Raw genomic sequence first — 22,310 nt, 5'->3', positions numbered from 1 at the left:
CCACACGAGATGAAGGTTCTTCTACCGTGCGTACCTACACCCCCAAGCCCGGCGAGATCACCCGCGCCTGGCACATCATCGACGCCACGGACGTCGTGCTGGGTCGCCTCGCGTCCCAGACCGCGATCCTGCTCCGCGGCAAGCACAAGACGATCTTCGCGCCTCACATCGACACCGGCGACTTCGTCATCATCATCAACGCGGACAAGGTTGCCCTGACCGGCGCCAAGCTGGCCCAGAAGAAGGCCTACCGCCACTCCGGCTACCCCGGTGGCCTCAAGGCCGTCAGCTACGAGCAGCTGCTCGAGCAGCACCCGACCCGGGCGGTGGAGAAGGCCGTGCGCGGCATGCTTCCCCGCAACTCCCTGGGTCGCCAGATGCTCGGCAAGCTCAAGGTCTACGCCGGCGACACCCACCCGCACGCGGCGCAGCAGCCGGTGCCGTTCGAGATCTCCCAGGTCGCGCAGTAAGGAACGTCTGACACATGACTGACACCACCACCGTGGAGACCGACGAGTTCGACGAGAACGCCGTCTCCGAGTACACCACCGAGTCGTCGGCCGCGGCCGACGCCACCGCCCGCCCCACCGCCACCGCCCCCGGTGCCGCCACCGGTCGTCGCAAGCAGGCGATCGCCCGCGTGCGCATCGTCCCGGGCACCGGCGAGTGGAAGGTCAACGGCCGCACCCTGGAGGAGTACTTCCCCAACAAGGTGCACCAGCAGATCGTCAACGAGCCGCTGGCCGCGCTCGACCTCATGGGTGCCTACGACGTCCTCGTGCGCGTGCACGGCGGTGGCCCCTCGGGCCAGGCCGGTGCGGTCCGCCTGGGCGTGGCCCGCTCGCTCAACGGGATCGACCCCGACCTGAACCGCGCCACCCTGAAGAAGGCCGGTCTGCTCACCCGGGACGCCCGCGTCCCCGAGCGCAAGAAGGCCGGTCTGAAGAAGGCCCGCAAGGCGCCGCAGTACAGCAAGCGCTGACGCGCCGTCCGACGCCGGGACCCGGGGTCGCGACGGACGCACCGAAGGCCGGTGGGAGCACAGCTCCCGCCGGCCTTCGGCCTGTGTGCGGACGTGGTCGGCGCAGCGTGACGTCGTCGACGAAGAAGGACGTGGCGCCAGCCCCCCTGCGGCTCGCAGTCCCGGACCCCTCCGCGGTGGGGGGCGGCCTCCGCCCGCACGTACGGCATACTTTCTGAGGATCCGCGACGGGTCCGCCGCAGGACGACGAGACGAGGCACAGCACATGGGACGACTGTTCGGCACCGACGGGGTGCGTGGACTGGCGAACAAGGACATCACCGCCGAGCTGGCGCTGGACCTGTCCGTCGCCGTCGCGCACGAGCTGGGCGGGCAGGGTGCCTTCGGAGGTCACCGGGCCACGGCCGTCGTCGGCCGGGACCCGCGGGCCTCCGGCGAGTTCCTCTCCGCAGCCGTCATGGCCGGACTGGCCTCCGCGGGCGTCGACGTCCTCGACGCGGGAGTGCTGCCCACGCCGGCGATCGCCTACCTGACGCAGCGGATGAACGCCGAGATGGGGGCGATGCTCTCCGCCTCGCACAACGCGATGCCGGACAACGGCCTGAAGTTCTTCGCGCGGGGCGGGCACAAGCTCGCCGACGAGATCGAGGACCGCATCTCCGGGCGCCTGGGGACCCACTGGGACCGGCCCACCGGCGCGGCCGTGGGGCGGATCCGTCCGTTCGACCGCGGGGCCGAGTTCTACATCGAGCACCTGCTCGAGGCGGTTCCCGGACGGCTCGACGGTCTGCGCGTGGTCATCGACGCGGCGCACGGCGCGGCCTCGGTCGTGGGCCCGGAGGTCTTCCGCCGGGCCGGGGCCACCGTCGACGTGATCGGCGGCGACCCGGACGGTCTCAACATCAACGACGGCGCCGGCTCCACCCACCTGGAGCAGCTGCAGGAGGCCGTCCGCCTCCGGGGCGCGGACATGGGCGTGGCCTTCGACGGTGACGCCGACCGCTGCCTGGCGGTGGACGCCCACGGCGAGACGGTTGACGGCGACCAGATCATGGCCATCCTCGCGCTGTCCATGCACGAGGGCGGCCGGTTGACCGACGACACCCTCGTGGCGACCGTGATGAGCAACCTGGGCCTGATCAAGGCGATGGAGTCCGAGGGGGTCCGGGTCGTGCAGACGGCCGTGGGGGACCGCTACGTCCTGGAGGAGATGCGCCGGCACGGCTACTCCCTGGGCGGGGAGCAGTCGGGCCACGTCATCATGCTCGAGCACGGCACCACCGGCGACGGTGTGCTCACCGCCCTCGCCCTCGGTCAGCGGGTCGTCTCCTCCCAGACGCCGCTGCGCGACCTGGCGTCGGTGATGACGCGCATGCCGCAGGTGCTGATCAACGTCAAGGGGGTGGACCGGTCGCGGGTGGACAGCGACGAGGCGCTCACCGCGGCGGTGCGGACCGTGGAGACCGAGCTGGGTGCGGACGGCCGGGTCCTGCTGCGCCGCTCCGGCACCGAGCCGCTCGTGCGGGTCATGGTGGAGGCGGACTCCCAGGACCGGGCGCAGGGGTATGCCGACCGGCTGGCCGACGTCGTGCGGGAGCGGCTGACCCTCTGAGCCCGGACGTCCGAGCCCGGACGTCCGAGCCTCGGACCGACCCGCCCGGGCTCGCCTCAGGCGCGGACGCCCTGCTGCTCCCCGGGCGGCGGGGCGGAGGTCTCGGAGGTCGCGTCCTGGGTCTCCGCGAGCTCGGCCTCGATGTCCTCGACGAACTGCTCGATGCCGTCCACGCCGTTGACGGGTCCGCCTGCGAGCAGGCCGTCGGCTCCCAGCAGCACCGCCCCGGGACTCGACCCCACGCCCAGGTCGTCGTAGACGCGCGAGCCCGGGTCCCACCAGATGCCGGACAGGCCGGGGTCGAGCGCCGACGCGTCGAAGGGGTGGGGGACGAAGACCATCTGCACTCCCAGCTGGGGCAGGCGCTCGCGCCAGCGGGGAAGACGCTCGAGGGGCTCGTGCGTGGGGCCGCACCAGCAGTTGACCAGGACCAGCAGCTGCGCCTGGCTCCGGGCGAGGGAGCTGAGCGCGACCGTGCCGTGGTCCCGGCCGACGAGCACCCCACGGGGTATGGGGAGGCGCACGTACTCGAGCTCGTCGGGCTCGGCAGGGACGGACGTGGTGGCCGCCGCCGCTGGGGCGGGGGCGGAGGAGGAGCGCGCCGCGCCCCCACGACCGGTCCGGCGGGTCGTCCTGGCCACGGCGGGCCCCCCGCCGAGGACCATGACGGAGACCGCGGCGAGCGCGACGGCCAGGACGAGCCACCACACGTCGTTGGCGGTGTACCGGGCCAGGAGCTCGCCGGTGCTGGTCCCGGCCAGGCCGATCCACAGGGTCAGCCCGGCGAGGGCCACCAGGACGGTGTTGCGCACGACGGTCCGGCCGTTGATGCGGTGGTCGCCGATCCGGCCGAAGCAGCCGCAGGTGGGCCGGGGGTCGAACCCCATCGCCCGCACCACGACGGCCCAGAAGGCCACGAACAGTCCCATCGCCAGCACCGCCCCGGCGAGGAAGGGCCATCGCCAGGGGAGCAGCAGCAGCGCCGCGGTCACCAGCTCCACGACGGGAAGGGCGCGGGCGGTCGGACGGTTGGTCACGAGCGCAGGGAGGCGCAGCAGCCGCAGGACGCTGAACGTGGACCCGGTGTCCTGCAGCTTGGCCACCCCGCTGAGGACGAGGACGGCGGCCAGCGTCAGCGGCGCGAGCGACAGGGCGGGGTGCATGGCGTCCACGATACGGCAGGCGCCGACGGCGGATGACGTGTCATGCAGCCGTCTGCGCGTGGGTGCGGGGGTGTGGCGAGGGTGCGGGACGGGCTGGCGTGGGCCTGGCGTGGGCCCTCTTGTGGCCGGGGGGTGGCCAGGGAGCGGCGGGGCTCAGACGAGCTGCTCCATCCGCCCGGTGTCCACGTCGTAGAGGAAGCCGCCGACCTGGGCCCGGTCGCCGATGAGCGGATGGCTGGTGACCCGGAGGACGTCCTCCATGAGCGCGGCGCGCTGGTCGGGGACGACGTGGAAATGCTGCCACCAGGCGTCCTGGCCGGAGAGCTCGGTGATCGTCGTGCGCAGCTCGTTCTCGGACATCTTCGTCATCGCGCAGCGCGTGTGCGGGACCACGAGGATGCGACGCACCTGCAGCAGGTGCACCCCCAGGACGAGGGCCTCCAGCGCCGCGTCGGTGACCCGGCCGCCCGGGTTGCGGAAGATCTTGGCGTCCCCGTGCGTCAGGCCCAGCATCGTCAGGGGCTGGATGCGGGAGTCCATGCAGGTGACGATCGCCACCCCCGCACGGGCGATGCCGTCAAAACCCCCGAGGGTGAAGTTCTCGGCGTAGGCGGCGTTGGCCTCGAGCAGGTCGGCGAAGGCGGAGGCGGGCTCCGCCTCGGTGCCGGGCGGGGTGTCCTCGTGGTGCGTCATACCGGGTTCCTCTCTGCGCGCGGGAGCTTGTCGGGGGTTCGTCGGGGGATGTCACGGGGCTCGTGGGCGATGTCGGGCTCGGCGCGGGGCTCGGGCGGCCGCCCTCGTTCAGCCGAGCTCGGCGAGGTCGGCCCTGGTCGGGGCGGCGGCACCGGCCCGACCGACGGTCCAGGTGGCGCAGTCGACGGCCCGGCGCAGGGCGGGGGCCACGTCGTCGAGGTCGGTCCGGCGCAGGCGGTCGCGCGCTCCGGCCGAGCCGAGGAGACCGGCGTCGAGCAGGCCGCTGAGCAGGCCCGCCATGAAGGAGTCGCCCGCCCCGACCGTGTCGACCACCTGCACGGCGACCGGGTCCAGCTCGATGGTGGTGTCCGTGCGGGACAGGTGCACCAGGGCGCCGTCACCGCCCCGGGTGACGACGACCAGCTCGGGACCCAGCCGCCCCCAGAGGTGGGCCACCTCCGGGGGTGGGGCGCCGTCGTAGAGCCAGGCCACGTCCTCCTCGGAGGCCTTCACCACGTCGGCTAGACCGATGCACTCCTCGATCCGGGAGCGCACGTCGTGAGGGGCGCCCATGATCGAGGGACGGCAGTTGGGGTCGTAGGAGATCGTGGCGGTCGGGCGGGCGCGCGTCATCAGCGCCAGCACGGCGGAGGCGCCGGGCTCCAGGGTGGCCGCGACCGAACCGGTGTGCAGGTGGCCGACCCCGTGGAGGTCCTGGGTGCCCACGTGCCACAGCAGGTCGAAGTCGTAGGTCGCCGACCCGTCCACGTCCAGGTGGGCGGTGGCCGTGGAGGTGCGCTGGGCCGAGTCCGACCCCGGGGTGAGCACGACGTCGGCGTCCAGGAGGTGCTCGCGCACCCGCCGGCCGCGCTCGTCGTGGCCCAGGTGGGCCGTCAGCCGGCTGTCGTGGTCCAGGGCGGCCAGGCCCACGGCGACGTTGGCGGGCGAGCCGCCGACGTGCTCGGTGCGCTCCTGCCCGTTCCGGGCGACGACGATGTCGACGAGGGCCTCGCCGACGGTGAGGACAGCAGGCTGGTCCATCGGCGGCCCCTCAGTGACCCGTGGCTTCCGGGGACAGGGAGTCGGCGATCTGCGCGACCTTGTCCAGGCGGTGGTGGGAGGTGATCTCCCGGATGGTGCCGGAGCGGGAGCGCATGACGAGGGAGTGGGTCACGGCCGTGCCGGAGCCGTAGCGCACCCCGCCCAGCATCTCGCCGGTCGTGATGCCGGTGGCGACGAAGAAGGCGTTGTCGCCGGTGACCAGGTCCTCGGTCGACAGGACCCGGTCCAGGTCGTGGCCGGCGTCGATGGCCCGCTGGCGCTCGTCGTCGTCCTTGGGCCACAGCGTGCCCTGGATCACCCCGCCCATGGCCTTCATCGCGCACGCGGTGATGATGCCCTCGGGGGTGCCGCCGATCCCGATGAGCATGTCCACCGAGGACTCCTCGCGCGCGGCGGCGATCGAGCCGGCGACGTCGCCGTCGGTGATGAAGCGCAGCCGGGCGCCGGCCTCGCGGACCTCCCGGGTGTACTGCTCGTGCCGCGGTCGGTCGAGCATGATCACCGTCAGGTCGTCCACGAAGCGCTTCTTGGCGCGGGCGATGCGCCGCAGGTTCTCCTTGATCGGCAGCCGGATGTCCACCCGGTCGGCCACGTCGGGGCCGACGACGAGCTTGTCCATGTAGAAGACGGCTGAGGGGTCGTACATCGTGCCGCGCTCGGAGACGGCCATGACGGCGATGGAGTTGTCCATGCCCTTGGCGGTCGGGGTGGTGCCATCGATCGGGTCGACGGCGACGTCGACCTGGGGTCCGGTGCCGTCGCCGACCCTCTCCCCGTTGAAGAGCATCGGCGCCTCGTCCTTCTCGCCCTCGCCGATGACGACGATCCCGTCCATGGCGACCTGACCGATGACCTTGCGCATGGCCTCGACCGCCGCGTTGTCCGCGAGGATCTTCTCCCCCCGGCCGACCCACCGGCCGGCCGCCAGCGCTGCCGCCTCCGTGACCCGGACCAGCTCCATGGCCAGGTTGCGGTCCGGGATGACCTGCTCGGTGCTCGGACGGGTGGGCTGCTCGGCGGCCATGCGGGACTCCTTCGTCGGTGACGGCTGCGCGGCTGACGACTGCGCGACGTGGGTTCGGCCAGCCTAGCGGCCGCGGGAGGCCCCGGTCCTGGGGGATGGGACGATGGAGGGGTGAGCCCTGCTACCTCCTCGAGCACCGGACCCGACACGGTCCGGGACCGACCCTCCGACGCTTCACCGCCCCCGGACGGGCGGCAGAAGCGGCTGGCGGCCTGGACCTTCCGCAACATGGTCGTCTCGGTGCTGCTCGTGCTGGCCGTGGTGCTGACCTGGTGGTCGATGACCTACCAGCCGGAGGAGTCGCAGCGTCGTCCCGCGGACGTGAGCCAGGTCGTGCCCTTCGCCACCGAGCAGGCGTCGTGGCCCGTGTGGGTGCCGGACCCGGGCGAGGGGTGGACGCCCACGGTCGTGTGGTTCGACGAGCGTCTCGCCGGGGTCCCCACCTGGCACGTCTCGTGGACCACCCCCCAGGGGGAGTATGCCGCGCTGCACCAGGCCGCCGACGTCACCGACGCCTGGCGGGAGGAGGTCCTCGTGGACGCCGAGCCGGTCGGCGAGGAGGAGCTGCCCGCCCCCGGTGGGACGCAGGCGTGGCAGGCGTGGGAGGGTCCGGTGCCCAGCAACGTGGAGAACGCCTGGGTGCTCGGTCCGGAGGAGACCGGCGGCGCGACGGTCGTGGTGAGCGGGACGGCCGGGACCGACGAGATGGCCGAGCTGCTCGAGTCCGTGGACGCCCGCGACTGACGGGGCGGTCGGGGGTCCCGATGCCCTCGCCCCGGGGGAGGCGTGGCCAGGGTTCCTCCGGGCCGCCGTGCCGGCGTCCGGGCGGGTGGTTCGTACAGGTGTGTCAGTGGGGGGTGCTTGGGTGGGGGTATGTCGTTCTTGTGGGGTGGGGCAGCGGGGGGTGGTGGAGGAGGTCCACGATGCGGGCGACGTCGTGCCGGAGCCGGTGTCGGAGCGTGAGCGGCTGTTCGTCGCGGGGGTGATGGCGCAGCAGGAGGTGCAGACGCCGGAGTGTGAGGATCCGGCGGGGGCGGGGTACTGGGAGCTGCTGGCCGACATCGAGGAGACGTTGGCGGCAGAGGCGGGCGGGGACGGTGGCTGGGGTGTCCCGGGCGGGTTGGCCTCGCAGGAGCTGGCCGCGGGGTTGGACCTGGCGATGGTGGGGCTGGACCGGGCCGCGGTGGGTCCGCAGGGTGTGGTGGGGGTGTTCGACCCGTCCTTGGTGGAGGGTCTGGAGGCGGCCGGTCGGGTGCGTGCCCGGGTGGATGCACTGGTGGTGACGTTGGCGGTGGAGGCGCAGCGGCGGGGGTTGCCGGGCGCGGTGGGGATGGGTCTGGTGGACTGGGTACGGGTGCGTTGCCCGTGGCTCTCGGGCGCGGAGGCGGCGCATCTGCGGGCGGTGGTGGCTGCGGCCGGTCAGTACTGGGGTGCTCCGGTGCTGCAGGCCGTGATCGAGGGGCGGGCGGGGTTGGCCCGGGCGGGCCGGGTGGCGGCCACCCTGTCCCGGGTGGTGCCGGGGTTGGACGTGGACCAGGCGCAGGCGTACGCGCAGATCGCGACCGGCGCCGCGTGTGATGGGGGGATCAGCGAGCGGGATCTGGGGCGGGTGTGCCAGAAGCTGCTGGTGGACCTGTTGGAGGAGGCGCCCCGGGAGGCCGAGCAGCAGACGGCGGAGGGGTTGCGGTGCGTGTCCCGGCGGCGGGTGGGTCCGGGGTTGGTGCGCTACGTCCTGGACGCCCCGGACGCCGACGCGGTCCTGATCGACGGGGTGCTGGACGGGCCGCTGGCCGCGCCCGATCCCGCCCGCGACAACGCCGGGCACGACGGCCAGGACGGCCGGGAGGGGCAGGGGGAGCGGGATGGCCGGTCGGTGGGGCAGCGGCGTTACGACGCGGTGCTGACGGTGATCTCGCGGGGGTTGGGAAACCCGGGGGCGCCACCGTCGACGGGCCGCGCCAGCGTGATCCTGACGGTGGCGGCGGACCCGGACACGGGTCGTCCGCGGGGGGCGGCGTTTGCGCAGGCCGGTGATGCGGGGCTGGACGCGGGGCAGGCGGGCCGGTACGCGTGCCTGGGGGACGTGACCCCGGTGGTGCTGGGCCCTACGGGGGAGCCGTTGCGGCTGGGTCGCACGGTGCGGTTGGCCACGCCGGGACAGTTCAAGGCGTTGCTGGTCCGGGACGGGAGGTGCACGTTCCCGGGGTGCTCGGTGCCCGGGTCGTGGTGCGAGGCCCACCACCTGGTGTGGTGGTGCCGTGGCGGGGGCACCGACATCGAGCTGCTGGTCCTGCTCTGCGGGCGGCACCACAAGAAGGTGCACGAGAAGGACCTCATGGCCACCGTCACCGGTGGCACCACGACCTGGCACGTCTGACGACCCCGCCCCACACCCGGCCCCACCCGGCCGGGAGCACCACCACGCCCGGGAGGACGTCATTCGGCCCCCACGAGCCAGGGGCGGACGGCGCGACTCCGGAACGCAGCTCGGACGTCAGGCGCCGCCGTGACTACCGTCGTGTGGCTCCGTCGTCTTCGTCGATGGAGGCGTCGTCACGTCGGCAGCCGGGGAAGCGCTCGTCTCAGCAGAGGTCTCCTCGTCGGCCGAGCCGTTCCCCGGGCTCTCCGCCCCCTCGGCACCGGCCCGTGTGGTGGCCCGGTCGAGGGTCTCCTGGGCGGAGTCGAGCTTGGCCTGGCAGTGCGCGGCGAGCTCCTCCCCGCGTTCCCACAGGAGCATCGACTCCTCGAGGGGCACCTGACCGGACTCGATGCGGGACACGAGCGCGACCAGCTCGTCGCGGGCCTGCTCGTAGCTCAGCTGACCCACCGGGGTGGGCTCGGGAGTGGTGGCGTCGACGGGAGTCACCCGACCACCCTACGACCCGGTGGCCCGCCACCCGGCCCGCCCGCGAGCGGAGCGAGCACGGGTCCGGCCCGACCGCGAGCGGAGCGAGCACGGGTCCGGCCCGACGTCCAGGACCGTCAGTCGGCGATCCAGCCGGCACTGCACCCCCGTGGTGGAGGTCAGCCCCGACGGTCAGCCCGCGACGGGGCGGACGGCGAAGTCACCGCGGGCCACCGTGATCCGCAGCAGCTCCTCCGCGTCCACCTCCGCCCGGTCGCGGACGATGGTTCCGTCCGCGTGCCGGACCACGGCATACCCGCGCTCGAGGGTGTGCTGCGGCGAGACGGCCCGCAGGTGGCGCAGGAGCTGGGCGGACCGGTCCTGCTCACGGACGAGCCGGTCGGCCAGGCGGCGACGACCACGTGCCTGCAGGTCCTCGACCTCCGCACGGTGGCGGGCGACGATCGCCGCCCGGTCTGCCATGACCGGCCTGCTCATGACGGTGCTGATCCGCTCGCGCTCCCGGGCGATGCGCGTGAGAAGCGCGCGTCGCGACCGGGTGCGCACGGTCACCAGGCCCCGCAGCTCGTCGGCGACGTCGGGCACCACCGCGGCGGCGGCGTGGGTCGGGGTGGAGGCGCGCAGGTCGGCCACGAAGTCCACGATGGGGGTGTCGCTCTCGTGCCCGATGGCCGAGACGACGGGGGTGCGGGTGGCCGCGACCGCCCGGACCAGCGCCTCGTTGCTGAACGGCAGCAGGTCCTCGAAAGACCCGCCGCCCCGCGCCACCACGATCACGTCCACCTCGCCGAGCCCGTCGAGCTCGCGGACCGCGGCGCACACCTCGGTCACCGTCGTGGCTCCCTGGACGGCGACCTGACGGATCTCGAACCGGGCGGCCGGCCAGCGCCTGCGCACGCCGGCCAGGACGTCGCGCTCGGCCGCGGTGTTGCGACCGACGACCAGACCGATGGTCCGGGGCAGGAAGGGCAGCGGCCGCTTGCGTCCAGGCTCGAAGAGGCCCTCGCTGCGCAGCAGCTGCTTGAGGTGCTCGAGCCGCGCCAGCAGCTCCCCGACCCCCACGTGTCGCATCTGCCGGGCGTCCATCGTCAGGGTGCCCCGCTTGGTCCAGAACGACGGCTTGAGGTGCACGACGACCCGGGCGCCCTCCTGGGGCGGTGCCGGCATGGCCGCGAGCGCCCCGACCGAGATGGACACCGACAACGACATGTCGACGTCGGTGTCGCGCAGCGTGAAGTAGGCGCGGGACATCCCCGGGCGGTGGTTGAGCTGGACGATCTGCCCCTCGACCCACAACGGGGACATCTTGTCCACGTAGTCGCTGATCTTCATCGACAGGGTGCGCACCGGCCAGGGCTGCTCGGCGGTGGTGTCCCTCGCGGTGGGCGGCAGCGACGTCGGTGGACTCACGGGGCCTAGCCTAGGTCGGTGCACCCACGGCCCCTGCTCGTCCTCGTCCACGGCTCCCGGTTCTCGCGCCGCCAGTGGTCCGGGTATGCCGCGCAGCTGCCCTCGGCCGACGTGGTCGCCGTCGACCTCCCCGGCCACGGGGAACGGGTGGGTATGGCGTTCACGGTCGGGTCCGCGCTGGACGTCATCGACGAGGCCGTCCGGTCGGGCGGACCGGGACGCCGGGTGGTGCTGGCCGGGCACAGCCTCGGGGGCTACCTGGCGTCCTTGTACGCGGCCGAGCACCCCGGCACCCTGGCGGGGCTGGTGCTCCTCGGCGCGACAGGTGACCCCGCGGGACGGTTGACCGGGGTCTACACCGGGTTCGCCAAGCTGCTCCCGCGGGTCGGGTTCGAGCGGATGGCCCGGCTCGCGAACGCCGTCATCCGTGCCCTCGGGGCGCGTCCGGAGGACTTGCCCGACGCGGCGGCATACCCCGTGCTCGGCGACGCCTGGGACGCGGTGGTGGAACGGTGCGGCCCGCACGTCCTGACCACGGTGGACTGCCCGGTGACGATCGCCAACGGCCGGTGGGACCAGATGCGGATCCATGCCGCGCGGTTCGCCGCCGCCGCGCCGCAGGCCCGTGTCGTGGTGGTGGAGGGGGCGAGCCACCTCTTCCCCCTGACCCACCGGGCAGCCACCGTCGAGACCCTGCGCCGGGCCCTCGCCGAGGCCGCACCCAGGTCGTGCGCAGAGCACCCACGTACGATGGACCGGTGACTGCCACACCTTCGACCCGACCGACCGACGTGACCGTCCCCGAGTCCGCCGGAGAGCAGCGACGCGTGCTGCTCGCCGCCCCACGCGGCTACTGCGCCGGCGTGGACCGGGCGGTGGTCACCGTCGAGAAGGCCCTCGAGCTCTACGGGCCGCCGGTCTACGTGCGCAAGGAGATCGTGCACAACAAGCACGTGGTGCGCACGCTGGAGAAGCGCGGCGCGATCTTCGTGGAGGAGACCGACCAGGTGCCCGAGGGGGCACGGGTGATCTTCTCGGCCCACGGGGTCAGCCCGGCCGTGCACGCGGAGGCCCGCGCGCTGTCCCTGCAGACGATCGACGCCACCTGCCCCCTGGTGACCAAGGTGCACCGCGAGGCGATCCGGTTCGCCAGCGAGGACTACACGATCCTGCTGTCGTCGGCCACACCGGCCACGAGGAGGTCGAGGGCACCGCCGGCGAGGCCCCGGACAACACCATCGTCGTGGAGAACCCGGCGCACGCCGCCGAGGTCGAGGTGCCGAACCCGGAGCGGCTCGCGTGGCTCTCCCAGACGACCCTGTCGGTGGACGAGACGATGCAGACCGTGGCCATCCTGCGGGAGCGCTTCCCGCACCTGCAGGACCCGCCGAGCGACGACATCTGCTACGCCACCCAGAACCGCCAGGTCGCGGTGAAGCAGATGGCCGCCGAGTGCGACCTCATGATCGTCGTCGGCTCGCAGAACAGCTCCAACTCCAAGCGCCTGGTCGAGGTGGCCGTGGAACACGGCTCACGGGCCGGCTACCTGGTCGACTACGCCGACGAGATCGACGAGGCGTGGCTGGACGGGGTGCGGACCGTGGGAGTGACCAGCGGCGCCAGCGTGCCCGAGGTGCTCGTGCGCGACGTGCTCGACTGGTTGGCGGAGCGGGGGTACGCCGACGTCAGCGCCGTCACCGCCGCCGAGGAGTCGCTGCTCTTCGCCCTGCCGACCGAGCTGCGCCGCGACCTCAAGGCCGCGGGCAAGGAGGCCGCCAAGGTCAAGCACGACCCGGGTGCCATCCCGAGCGGCCGGGGGAGCCAGCTGCACTAGCAGGGGTCAGCACGGCCGGTCGCTGCGGGGGGCTCAGGATCCGCGTGTCAGGCCGTGTTCCGGCTTCCCCCACTCGATGAGGGGCCGGTGCCGCCCTCCGCCGCCCTCCCGGGCAGGTCCGTCTCGAGCGTCGGTCGTGCCGGGGTGAGTTCGTCGAGCTCGGTCGCCAGCAGCTCCGGGCTCGTCAGCGGCCGGGGCGCCACCGTCAGCGGCTCGAGGGTCTCGGGTGCGCCCTCGGCCAGGTCGAGCTCGTGCATCCGGCGGGCGGTGACCATGACCCGGGTTTCCAGCGTCCCGACGAGCTGGTTGTACGTCTCCACCGAGCGGCGCAGGGCGGTGCCCATCGCGGTCGTGTGCCGTCCCAGGGTCGCCAGCCGTCGGTGCAGGTCGGCGCCCAGCCTCAGCAGCTCGCGGGCGTGCGTGGTCAGCGCGTCCTGCTGCCAGGCCAGGGCCGTGGCCCGCAGCATCGCGAGCAGCGTGCCCGGGGAGGCGAGCACCACGCGCTGGCCCTGGGCGTGGTCGTAGAGGTCCGGGGCCGCCCGCAGCGCCGCGGCCAGGACGGCGTCGCTGGGCACGAAGCAGACCACGAGCTCGGGGGAGTGGTCGAACGCGCTCCAGTACTCTTTCGCCGCGAGCTGGTCGACGTGCCGCCGCAGCGCGCGCCCGTGCTCGACCAGCTGCCGGTCGGCCTCGTCAGGCGGCACCCCGTCCCCCTGGGCCCGCAGGAAGGCCCCCAACGGGGCCTTGCTGTCGATGACGAGGTTCTTGCCACCCGGCAGGTGGACGACGACGTCGGGGCGGACCCGCACGTCGTGCCGGGTCGTGGCGGACACCTGCTCGTCGAAGTCGCACCGGGCCAGCATCCCGGCGTGCTCCAGCACCCGCCGCAGCTGGACCTCGCCCCAGGTGCCGCGCACCGCCGAGGAGGACAGGGCGCCCGACAGGGCGCTGGTCTGCTCCTGCAGGGCGCGTGTCTGGTCGGCCACCTGGGCCAGCTGCTCCCCGACCTGGCCGTAGTGCTGCACCCGGTCCCGCTCCAGCATCCGCACCTGCGACTCGACCCGGTCGAGCGAGGCCCGCAGGGGGGCCAGCTCGGCGGCCGCCTCCCGGTCCTGCTCGACGGCCCGGGTGAGACCGGCCACCCGCTCGTGCAACCCGTCCCGCTCCGCCTCGAGCCGGGCGCGGTCAGGGGCGCCGGCGGCCACGCCCAGGGCCCTGCCGAGGACCAGCCCGACGCCGAGGGTCACCAGGACGAGCGCGACCAGCTGCCACCACTGCAGTTCCATGCCGCGCACAGTGCCACCCCCGACCGACACACCCCGACCAACGCACCCCCCGACCAACGCACCCCGGACCGACACACCCCCGGCCGACACACCCCGGACCGACACACCCCCGGCCGACACACCCCGGTCCCGCACGGTCACTGCGGCAGGACCCCCGGGCCCGACGCGCCGACGGTGCCGTGACCGGATCGTGATCCCCGCGCCGTTGACACGCCGGACGCACCTCGTTAGCGTTCCCGTCGAAACCTGAATCACCTTTCAGGTTCGTCGTGCACGAAGGAGTGTTCCCGGTGATCCGCACCCGACTGTTCGCCCTCATGTCCACCGCAGCGGTCCTGACCGTGGCCGGCTGCGCCCCTTCGGACTCCGGTTCCTCCGGGTCTGCCGACGAGCCGGACGGAGGTGCCAGCACGGGGACCGAGGCCGCCGCCGAGGAGGGCGGCGGCGAACCCGTCCAGGTCGGCATCATCTACTCCGAGACCGGGCCCCTCGCCGCCTACGGCAAGCAGTACAAGGAGGGCCTCGAGGCCGGCATCGACTACGCGACCGACGGCACCGGCGAGGTCGACGGCACCCCCATCGAGCTGACCTACCGCGACGACGCGGGCAACCCCGACACCGCGGTCGCGGCCGCCAAGGACCTCATCGGCCAGGACTTCAAGATCATGGGCGGCACGGTCGTGTCCGGCATCGCGCTGGCCATGGCCGAGCAGGCGGCCCAGAACGAGGTCCTCTACATCTCCGGCCCCGCCGCCGCCGACGCCGTCACCGGCATCAACGAGTTCACCTTCCGCTCCGGCCGCCAGTCCCTCCAGGACGTGGCGACGGCCGGCGCCATGCTCGACGACGCGAGCGGCAAGGTCGTCGTCCTCGCCCAGGACAACGCCTTCGGCCAGGGCAACCTCGCCGCCGTCGAGGCCGTTCTCGGCGCCGAGGGGGCCGAGGTCGACAGCGTCCTCGTGCCCGAGGACGCCACCGAGTTCACCGGCTTCGCCCGTCAGGTCATCGACGCGGAGCCCGACCTGATCTTCGTCGCCTGGGCCGGGGCCACCGCGGGCAGCATGTGGCAGTCGCTCGACCAGCAGGACGTCTTCGACGTCGCCCCGGTCGTGACCGGGCTGGCCGACAGCGCCACCTTCTCCGCCTACGGCCCCATCGGCGAGAAGATCAGCTTCCTGTCCCACTACTTCCCCGGTGCCGCCGACAATGAGGTCAACCAGGCCCTGGTCGACCACGTCACCGAGGCCGGCGGCACCCCCGATCTGTTCACCCCGGACGGCTTCGTCGCCGGCCAGATGATCGTGCAGGCCGTCGCCGAGGGCGGGGACGACGTCAACGCGATGATCGACGCGCTCGAGGGATGGGAGTTCGAGGGGCCCAAGGGCACCACGTCCATCCGCGAGAGCGACCACGCGCTCATCCAGCCGATGTTCACCGCCACCCTGACCCAGGACGGGGACGCCTGGGTGCCCGAGCTCGTCGACACGGTCCCCGCCGACAAGGTCGCCCCGCCGGAGGCGTCCGGCAAGTGACCGACGTCACCACGACCTCCGACGCGGGGGCGGCCGGTTCCGCCGCCCCCGCGCTCGAGGTCCGCGACCTGTCGCTGCGGATCGGGGGAGCCCAGATCCTCCAGGACGTCAGCTTCGCCGTCCCCGCCGGTCAGATCGTGGGGGTGATCGGTCCCAACGGTGCCGGCAAGACCACGCTGTTCAACCTGGTCTCGGGCGTCATGGCACCCACCGCCGGCCAGGTCCTGCTCGGCGGCCGCGACATCACCGGTCGAAGCGTGACCCAGCGGGCCACCGCCGGCCTGGGACGCACCTTCCAGACCTCCTCCCTGTTCCCGCGCCTGACGGTGGAGGAGAACGTGCGCCTGGCCGCCCAGGTCAAGGAGGGGCGGGCGCTGTCCCTGCTCAGCTTCCCCCGTCGTGGGGACGCGGCCTCGCGCCGGGCCCTCGAGCTGCTCCATGAGGTCGGGCTCGGACACCGGGTCGGACGGATGGCCGGGGACCTGCCCCACGGCGACAAGCGCAAGCTCGAGATCGCCATGCTGCTGGCCACCGACCCCTCCGTCGTGCTGCTCGACGAGCCGATGGCCGGCGTCGCCTCCGGCGACGTCGACGGCCTCACCGAGGTCATCCGCAGCCTGCACCGAGACCACGGCCGCACCGTTCTTATGGTCGAGCACCACATGGAGGTGCTGCTCGGCCTGGTCGAGCGGGTCGCCGTGCTGCACTTCGGCACCCTGCTCACCATCGACACCCCGGAGGCCGTGATGGCAGACTCCACGGTGCAGAGCGCCTACCTGGGGGAGACGGTATGACGTCGCGCACCCCGTCGCCGTCGTCACCGGACGCCTCCCCGCGGCCCGGGGAGGCGCGTGCGTCCGCGCAGGCCTCGCCCGGTCCCGTCCTGGTCGTGCGCGACCTCTCGGCCAACGTGGCCGGCCAGCAGGTCGTCGAGCACGTCGACCTCGAGGTGGCACCGACCGGCGTCACCGCCCTGCTCGGCCGCAACGGCGTCGGCAAGACGTCCACGATCAGGGCCGTCATGGGGCTCATCGGCCGGGCGGGCACCATCGAGCTGGACGGGCAGGACATCAGCACGCTGCCCACCTTCAAGATCGCCTCGATGGGGGTGGGCTACGTCCCCGAGGACCGCGAGGTCTTCTCCGGGCTGACCGTCGGGGAGAACCTCCGGCTCGCCGAGCGCCGCGGAGGCTCCTACCGCTACGACCTCGTCTACGAGCTCTTCCCCGAGCTGGAGGAGCGCACCTCCCAGACCGCAGGCACGCTCTCGGGCGGTCAGCAGCAGATGGTCTCCCTCGCCCGTGCCCTGCTCAACGAGAACCGCGTCCTGCTCATCGACGAGCCGACGAAGGGGCTGGCCCCCCGTCTGGTCACCGACGTCGCCCGGGCGCTGGCCCGCGCGGCCGAGGTGGCTCCCGTCCTGCTCGTCGAGCAGAACCTGCAGGTGGTGCGCGACCTGGCGCAGCACGTCGTCGTCCTCACCGACGGCCGCAGCGTCCACCACGGCGACGCCGCCGCCTTCGACGACCCCGTCGCCACCCAGCGCCTGCTCGGCGTGCACGGTGGCAGCACCCCGGCAGGAGCCGCATGAGCACCGTCGTCCTCCTCCTCATCACCGGCGTCGGTCTCGGTGCCATCTACTTCCTCGTCAGCTCGGGCCTGTCCCTGATCTACGGCCTCATGGGCGTGCTCAACTTCGCCCACGGCGTCTTCCTGACCTTCGGCGCCTTCATGGGCTGGGAGGTGGCGGCCCGGATGGGTGCCACGACCTGGGCGGGCTTCGTCGCCTCGCTCCTCGTCGGGGCCCTGGCCGGCGCGGCCTTCGCCGCGCTCACCGAGCGCTTCCTGGTGCAGCGCCTCTACGAGCGGCACATCGAGCAGGTCCTCATCACCGTGGGCCTCGCCCTGGCCGTCGTCGCCCTCTTCGACGGGATCTGGGGCACCGACCCCCGCTTCATCAGCGGCCCGGCCTGGATGGCCCGGACCACGACGGTGGGCGGCGCGAACGTGCCCAACGACCGCTTCGTCGCTATCGTCGTGGCCGTCGTCGTCCTGGTCGCGCTCGTCCTCTTCCTGCAGCGCACCCGCTACGGGATGATCATCCGGGCCGGGGTCGAGAACCGGTCGATGGTCACCGCGCTGGGCATCGACGTCCGCACCGCCTTCACCCTCATCTTCTCCATCGGCGGCGCCGTGGCCGGGATGGGCGGGGTGCTCGCGTCGCACTACTTCGGCTACGTCTCGCCCGTCCTGGGCCAGACCCTGCTGATCTTCGCCTTCATCGTCACCGTGATCGGGGGGCTGGGGTCGCTCACCGGCGCCGCCGTCGCCTCGGTGCTCGTGGCGGTGCTGCAGCAGTTCGCGAACTACTACTGGGGCTACGGCGACTTCGCCGTCGTCATCCTGCTGGCGGTGGTCGTGCTGACCCGACCCACCGGTCTCCTGGGAAAGAAGGTGGCGACATGAGCGGCCCGACCCCCGCGACGCGACGTCGCACGCCGCTGCTCCGGCTGCTGGCGCCCCTCGGCCTCGTCGTGCTGCTGGCCTCCCTGCCGCTGCTCGACGTCTCGCTCCCCGGGGTCCTGCCCGGCGCCACCTACACCCCCGGCACCCTGCACCTGCTCGCGCTGGCGTGGGTCATGGCGGCGGTGGCCCTGTCCTACCACCTGCTGTTCGGGGTCGCCGGCCTGCTGTCCTTCGGGCACGCGCTCTACTTCGGCCTCGGTGCCTACGGCCTGGGGATCATCATGCGCGAGCTCGAGCTGGGGCTGGTGCCCGCCGCCCTGCTGACCCTCGTGGTGGCCGTGGTGATGTCGGCCGTCCTCGGTGCGGTCAGCCTGCGGGTGACCGGCATCCCCTTCGCCATGGTGACGCTGGCCTTCGCCCAGGCCGGGTACGTCTGGGTCCGTCGGGACCCCGAGCGCCTCACCGGGGGCGAGGAGGGGCTGCGCCTGCCGACGGAGCACGTCCCCGGCTACCTCGTCGGCGTCGCGGACACGCGCAACCTCTACTGGCTGGCGCTCGCGGTCCTGGTGCTGGCCTACCTGCTCACCGCGTGGGTGCAGAACAGCCGCGCCGGCCACGTGGCCGAGGCGGTGCGCGAGAACGAGCTGCGGGTGCGGGTCCTGGGCATGCGTCCCTTCATGGTCAAGTTCGCGATCTTCGTGTCCGCCTCCGTGATCGCCTCGATGGTGGGCATGGTCCACCTGCTGCTCAACTCCGGCGCGGTGCCGACGATCATGAGCGCGGAGTTCACGATCTCCCTCCTGCTCATGGTGGTGCTCGGCGGGGTCGGCTCCCGGTGGGGCGCCGTCGCCGGCGCGATCCTCTACGTCCTGCTCAGCCAGCGCCTCACGGTGCTCTCCCAGGCAGGATGGGTCGACGAGCTCCCCGCCGTCCTGCGCATCCCCCTGTCCGAGCCGCTGTTCATCCTCGGCACCCTCTTCGTCCTCGTCGTGCTCTTCCTGCCCGGCGGCCTCGCCGGTACGGTGGCACGGGTGGTCGGGCGTCGCAGCGGACCGCACGGAGACGGCGGAGCCTCCCCGTCGGAGCCCGCCACGTCTGCGCAGGAGGGCGACCCGGACGACGTCCGGGAACCCCTGGAGGTGAGGTGACCGTGGGTCCGGGCACGAGCAGGGACGGGCTGCACACGCTCGGCCGCTGGCCGGCCGACCGGGCGCGGATCGACCCCGGCCACGTCGCCGTCGTCGACCGGGGGGTCCCGCTCGACTACGCCGGGTTGCACCACCGCGTGGAGAGCATGGTCGAGCGTCTGCGGACCGCCGGGCTGGGCCGGGGCGACCGGGTGGCCACCCTCGTCGGGAACAGCGCCGGTCACGTCGTGCTGCTCTTCGCCTGCGCCCGCCTGGGTGCCGCGCTCGCGCCGCTCTCCTGGCGCTCCACCACCGCTGAGCTCGCCCGTCAGCTGGACACCGTCGACCCGGTGCTGCTCGTCGCCGAGGACGAGACCGCCGACCTGGCCCGCGCCGCCGGTGACGGGGCCCGCACCCCCGTCCCCACGGCATACCTGGGGAGCCTGGACGGCGAGGGGCACGTGCCCCAGGTGCGCCCCGGGCCGGGACCGGACGGGCCGGTCGAGGACGAGGACCCGCTCCTCGTCGTGCTCACCAGCGGCAGCGGGAGCGCGCCCCGGGCGGCCGTCCTGTCGCACCGGGCGTGCTTCTGGACCAACCTCTCGCTCTCCCGCACCGTGGAGCTGACCGCCGGCGACGTCGTGCTCGCCGTGCTGCCGCAGTTCCACGTGGGAGCCTGGAACGTGCAGCCCCTGCTGGCGCTGTGGACCGGGGCCACGGTCGTGCTGGAGCGCTCCTTCGACGCCGGCCGCGTGCTGGCCCTGGTCGCCGAGCACCGGGTGACCACGATGATGGGGGTGCCGACGCACTACCTGCTCATGGCCGAGCACCGCAGCTTCGCCACCGCCGACCTGACCAGCCTGCGCAGCGCCGTCGTGGGCGGAGCGCCGATGCCGGCGCCGCTGCTGCGGACCTACCACGAGCGGGGCGTCGCGCTGACCCAGGGCTACGGGCTCACCGAGGCCGGCCCCAACGTCCTGTGCCTGCCGCCGCACGAGGCGACCGCGCGGGCCGGCTGGGCGGGCGTTCCGTACCCCCACGTGGACGTCGACCTCGTCGACCCCGCCACCGGGCGCCGGGTCGAGGGTGCGGGCACGGGCGAGCTCGTCGTGCGCGGTCCGGGGCTGTTCAGCGGCTGCCTGGACGACCCCGAGGCCTCCGCCAGGGCCCTGCGCGAGGGCTGGCTGGCCACCGGCGACGTGGCCACCCGCGACGACGAGGGATATCTGCGCATCGTCGACCGCCTCAAGAACATCTTCATCTCCGGCGGGGAGAACGTGGCCCCCGCCGAGGTCGAGGGCGTGCTGCGCCGCCACCCGGCCGTGCACGAGGCGGCCGTCGCCGGGATCCCCCACGAGCGGTGGGGGGAGGTGGGCGTCGCCGTGGTCGAGCCGCGGCCGGGCGTGCCCACCGACGAGACCGAGCTGCTGGAGCACTGCCGCCGCGAGCTGGCCGCGTTCAAGGTGCCCGCGCGCATCCACCTCGTGCGCGAGGTGCCCCTCGTCGCCGTGGGCAAGGTCGACCGTCCGGCGGTGCGCCGCCTGGTCGCGGAGCTGGACGGACGGGCCGACGCGCGGCCCGCCGGCGAGCGCGCGGCGGAGGGCCGTCCGTGAGCGCCGGCGGGGTGACCGCGCCCCGGACCGCCCGGGGAGCCCGCACCCGTGCCCGGCTGCTGCAGGCGGCGGAGGACGTCTTCGCCGACGTCGGCTACCCGGACGCCTCCATCGTGCGGATCACCGAGAAGGCGGGGGTGGGGCTGGGGACCTTCTACGTGCACTTCCCGGGGAAGAAGGAGATCTTCGACGAGGTCGTGCACGACCTCAACCGCCGGGTCCGCTCGGCCATGACCGCCGCCGCCGACGCCGCACCGGACCGGCTCAGCGCCGAGCGCGCCGGCTTCAGCGCGTTCTTCCGGTTCACCGCCGAGCACCCCGCGCTCTACCGCATCGTGCGGCAGGCCGAGTTCGTCTCCCCCGAGGCGATGCGCGACCACTACGGCAGCATCCTCGCCGGCTACGAGCAGGCGCTCACCCGCGCCCGCGACGACGGCCAGCTGGGCCGGGTGGACCCGACCGTGGCCGCGTGGGTGCTCATGGGGGCGGGTGAGCTCATCGGTATGCGGTGGGTGCTCTGGGAGGGCGAGGCCGCCACCCGCGCCGGCCACCCGGACGGGGTCCCGCCGCACGTCTTCGAGGCGCTCATGGACATCGTGGCCCTCATCGTCACCCCGCCCGGTGCGGACCAGGACCCCAGGAGGACCCAGCCATGAGCACGCCCACCCTGCCGCCGTCCGTGGCCGAGGTCACCGGCCCGCGCCACCGGACCGAGCGCGTCGCCGTCGACGGCGGGGACCTGGTGTGCGGCGTGTGGGAACCCGTGGCCGGCTCCGTCGACGGCGACGGCGACGGCTCCGCACCGACGGTCCTGCTCGTCCACGGCATCACCTCCTCCCACCTGGCCTGGGCGGCCACCGCCGAGCTGCTCCCGCACGTGCGGGTGATCGCACCGGACCTGCGCGGACGCGGCAGGTCGCGCGACCTGCCCGGTCCGTACGGGATGGCCCGGCACGCCGACGACGTCGCGGCCGCCCTGCGCCTTCTCGGGACCGGCGGACCGGCCGTCGTCGTCGGACACTCGATGGGGGCCTTCGTCGGCGTCGTGCTCGCCCACCGCCACCCCGGGCTGGTCACCTCCCTGGTCCTCGTCGACGGCGGGCTGCCGCTGACCCCACCCGCCGGCGTCAGCCCCGACCAGCTGGCCTCGGCCACCCTGGGCCCGGCGGCCGCCCGGCTGGAGCAGACCTTCGCCACCTCCCAGGACTACCGGGACACCTGGCGCGCGCACCCGGCCTTCGCGACGAGCTGGTCGGAGCTGGTCGAGGCCTACGCCGACTACGACCTCGTCGGGGTCGAGCCGCAGCTGCGGGCCGCCACCAGGGTGGAGGCCCTGCAGGGGGACATCCGCCAGCTGGTCGACGGGGACGACGTCCTGCGGGCCCTGGAGCACCTGCCCGGGCCCACGCCCTGGCTGCTGGCGCCCCGCGGGCTCATGGACGAGGTGCCCCCGCTCTACCCCGCGGACCTCAGGGGCCGGTGGGAGGCGGCATACCCCCTCCTGGAGGTGGTCGAGGTCGGCGACGTGAACCACTACTCGATCGTCCTGTCGCGCCAGGGGGCCGCGCAGGTGACGCCCTGGGTGGAGCGGGCGGTGGCCGGCCTGCACGGTGACGGGAACGGGCCGTCCGGCGGCTAGA

21 protein-coding genes and 1 pseudogene are annotated in these 22,310 nt (G+C 73.4%); 15 read left to right on the top strand and 7 right to left on the bottom strand.

Annotated elements, in window-relative coordinates:
* Nucleotides 1-26: 26 nt before the first annotated feature.
* The 3 genes from rplM (at nucleotide 27) to glmM (ending at nucleotide 2,594) form a co-directional block, all read left to right on the top strand.
* The gene (gene rplM, locus ACQ95T_RS14845) at nucleotides 27-470 is read left to right on the top strand and encodes a 50S ribosomal protein L13 (RefSeq protein ID WP_425941801.1); all 444 of its coding nucleotides are present in this window, start codon (nucleotides 27-29) and stop codon (nucleotides 468-470) included.
* A gap of 14 nt (nucleotides 471-484) precedes the next feature.
* The gene (gene rpsI / locus ACQ95T_RS14840; RefSeq protein ID WP_425941799.1) at nucleotides 485-982 is read left to right on the top strand and encodes a 30S ribosomal protein S9; all 498 of its coding nucleotides are present in this window, start codon (nucleotides 485-487) and stop codon (nucleotides 980-982) included.
* Nucleotides 983-1,247: 265 nt separating this feature from the next.
* On the top strand, nucleotides 1,248-2,594 hold the full coding sequence (glmM, locus tag ACQ95T_RS14835; RefSeq protein ID WP_425941797.1) for a phosphoglucosamine mutase: 1,347 nt from the start codon (nucleotides 1,248-1,250) through the stop codon (nucleotides 2,592-2,594).
* 56 nt (nucleotides 2,595-2,650) lie between these two features.
* Here the strand turns inward: glmM and ACQ95T_RS14830 are convergent, their stop codons facing one another.
* The 4 genes from ACQ95T_RS14830 to glpX all read right to left on the bottom strand — a co-directional run bounded on the left by ACQ95T_RS14830 (nucleotide 2,651) and on the right by glpX (nucleotide 6,536).
* On the bottom strand, nucleotides 2,651-3,757 hold the full coding sequence (locus tag ACQ95T_RS14830; protein WP_431473043.1) for a MauE/DoxX family redox-associated membrane protein: 1,107 nt from the start codon (nucleotides 3,755-3,757) through the stop codon (nucleotides 2,651-2,653).
* Between the two features lie 153 nt (nucleotides 3,758-3,910).
* Nucleotides 3,911-4,450, bottom strand: a complete 540-nt coding sequence (locus tag ACQ95T_RS14825; RefSeq protein ID WP_425941794.1) for a beta-class carbonic anhydrase — start codon at nucleotides 4,448-4,450, stop codon at nucleotides 3,911-3,913.
* Nucleotides 4,451-4,558: 108 nt separating this feature from the next.
* Entirely contained in the window at nucleotides 4,559-5,491 is a 933-nt protein-coding gene (locus ACQ95T_RS14820) for a carbohydrate kinase family protein (RefSeq protein WP_425941793.1), read from the bottom strand.
* Between the two features lie 10 nt (nucleotides 5,492-5,501).
* The gene (gene glpX / locus ACQ95T_RS14815) at nucleotides 5,502-6,536 is read right to left on the bottom strand and encodes a class II fructose-bisphosphatase (RefSeq protein ID WP_425941791.1); all 1,035 of its coding nucleotides are present in this window, start codon (nucleotides 6,534-6,536) and stop codon (nucleotides 5,502-5,504) included.
* Nucleotides 6,537-6,647: 111 nt separating this feature from the next.
* Here glpX and ACQ95T_RS14810 point away from each other — a divergent pair, with 111 nt between their 5' ends.
* The gene (locus ACQ95T_RS14810) at nucleotides 6,648-7,280 is read left to right on the top strand and encodes a DUF4245 family protein (RefSeq protein ID WP_425941789.1); all 633 of its coding nucleotides are present in this window, start codon (nucleotides 6,648-6,650) and stop codon (nucleotides 7,278-7,280) included.
* 160 nt (nucleotides 7,281-7,440) lie between these two features.
* Nucleotides 7,441-8,913 (top strand): DUF222 domain-containing protein, encoded by a 1,473-nt coding sequence (locus ACQ95T_RS14805; RefSeq protein ID WP_431473042.1) that lies wholly within the window; start codon nucleotides 7,441-7,443, stop codon nucleotides 8,911-8,913.
* A gap of 117 nt (nucleotides 8,914-9,030) precedes the next feature.
* Here the strand turns inward: ACQ95T_RS14805 and ACQ95T_RS14800 are convergent, their stop codons facing one another.
* Both ACQ95T_RS14800 and xseA read right to left on the bottom strand, forming a co-directional pair.
* Nucleotides 9,031-9,402: an exodeoxyribonuclease VII small subunit gene (locus tag ACQ95T_RS14800; protein WP_425941787.1), complete on the bottom strand. Its 372-nt coding sequence runs from the start codon at nucleotides 9,400-9,402 to the stop codon at nucleotides 9,031-9,033.
* Nucleotides 9,403-9,573: 171 nt separating this feature from the next.
* Nucleotides 9,574-10,812 carry an exodeoxyribonuclease VII large subunit gene (gene xseA, locus ACQ95T_RS14795; protein WP_425941785.1) on the bottom strand — a complete coding sequence of 413 codons (1,239 nt, stop codon included), beginning with the start codon at nucleotides 10,810-10,812 and terminating at the stop codon, nucleotides 9,574-9,576.
* Between the two features lie 18 nt (nucleotides 10,813-10,830).
* Between xseA and ACQ95T_RS14790 the strand changes: the two genes are divergently transcribed.
* Entirely contained in the window at nucleotides 10,831-11,574 is a 744-nt protein-coding gene (locus ACQ95T_RS14790) for an alpha/beta fold hydrolase (protein WP_425941783.1), read from the top strand.
* Nucleotides 11,575-11,603: 29 nt separating this feature from the next.
* Nucleotides 11,604-12,646: pseudogene (locus tag ACQ95T_RS14785) on the top strand (4-hydroxy-3-methylbut-2-enyl diphosphate reductase).
* Between the two features lie 47 nt (nucleotides 12,647-12,693).
* Here the strand turns inward: ACQ95T_RS14785 and ACQ95T_RS14780 are convergent.
* Entirely contained in the window at nucleotides 12,694-13,932 is a 1,239-nt protein-coding gene (locus ACQ95T_RS14780) for a DNA recombination protein RmuC (RefSeq protein WP_425941781.1), read from the bottom strand.
* A gap of 317 nt (nucleotides 13,933-14,249) precedes the next feature.
* On the opposite strand from ACQ95T_RS14780, the gene ACQ95T_RS14775 reads away from it, so the two are divergent.
* From ACQ95T_RS14775 to ACQ95T_RS14740, 8 genes are read left to right on the top strand one after another with little or no spacing between them, the layout of a single operon-like run.
* Nucleotides 14,250-15,464 carry a substrate-binding domain-containing protein gene (locus tag ACQ95T_RS14775; protein ID WP_425941852.1) on the top strand — a complete coding sequence of 405 codons (1,215 nt, stop codon included), beginning with the start codon at nucleotides 14,250-14,252 and terminating at the stop codon, nucleotides 15,462-15,464.
* Entirely contained in the window at nucleotides 15,461-16,258 is a 798-nt protein-coding gene (locus tag ACQ95T_RS14770; protein WP_425941779.1) for an ABC transporter ATP-binding protein, read from the top strand. The genes ACQ95T_RS14775 and ACQ95T_RS14770 overlap by 4 nt, the downstream gene beginning before the upstream one ends.
* Entirely contained in the window at nucleotides 16,255-17,055 is an 801-nt protein-coding gene (locus ACQ95T_RS14765) for an ABC transporter ATP-binding protein (protein ID WP_431473041.1), read from the top strand. Before ACQ95T_RS14770 ends, ACQ95T_RS14765 begins: the two co-directional genes overlap by 4 nt.
* Nucleotides 17,052-17,930, top strand: coding sequence for a branched-chain amino acid ABC transporter permease (locus ACQ95T_RS14760; protein ID WP_425941775.1), 879 nt, complete (start codon nucleotides 17,052-17,054; stop codon nucleotides 17,928-17,930). The genes ACQ95T_RS14765 and ACQ95T_RS14760 overlap by 4 nt, the downstream gene beginning before the upstream one ends.
* The gene (locus tag ACQ95T_RS14755) at nucleotides 17,927-19,078 is read left to right on the top strand and encodes a branched-chain amino acid ABC transporter permease (RefSeq protein WP_425941773.1); all 1,152 of its coding nucleotides are present in this window, start codon (nucleotides 17,927-17,929) and stop codon (nucleotides 19,076-19,078) included. The genes ACQ95T_RS14760 and ACQ95T_RS14755 overlap by 4 nt, the downstream gene beginning before the upstream one ends.
* Nucleotides 19,075-20,670 carry a class I adenylate-forming enzyme family protein gene (locus tag ACQ95T_RS14750; RefSeq protein WP_425941772.1) on the top strand — a complete coding sequence of 532 codons (1,596 nt, stop codon included), beginning with the start codon at nucleotides 19,075-19,077 and terminating at the stop codon, nucleotides 20,668-20,670. Before ACQ95T_RS14755 ends, ACQ95T_RS14750 begins: the two co-directional genes overlap by 4 nt.
* Entirely contained in the window at nucleotides 20,667-21,326 is a 660-nt protein-coding gene (locus ACQ95T_RS14745) for a TetR/AcrR family transcriptional regulator (RefSeq protein WP_425941770.1), read from the top strand. The genes ACQ95T_RS14750 and ACQ95T_RS14745 overlap by 4 nt, the downstream gene beginning before the upstream one ends.
* A complete protein-coding gene (locus tag ACQ95T_RS14740; protein WP_425941768.1) occupies nucleotides 21,323-22,309 on the top strand; it encodes an alpha/beta hydrolase in 987 nt (328 codons plus the stop codon). The genes ACQ95T_RS14745 and ACQ95T_RS14740 overlap by 4 nt, the downstream gene beginning before the upstream one ends.
* Nucleotide 22,310: the final 1 nt, after the last annotated feature.

Source organism: Ornithinimicrobium carbonis (genome assembly GCF_050703245.1).
In the GTDB taxonomy this organism is placed as follows: domain Bacteria; phylum Actinomycetota; class Actinomycetes; order Actinomycetales; family Dermatophilaceae; genus Ornithinicoccus.
This window is presented reverse-complemented; position numbering and strand designations above follow the sequence as displayed.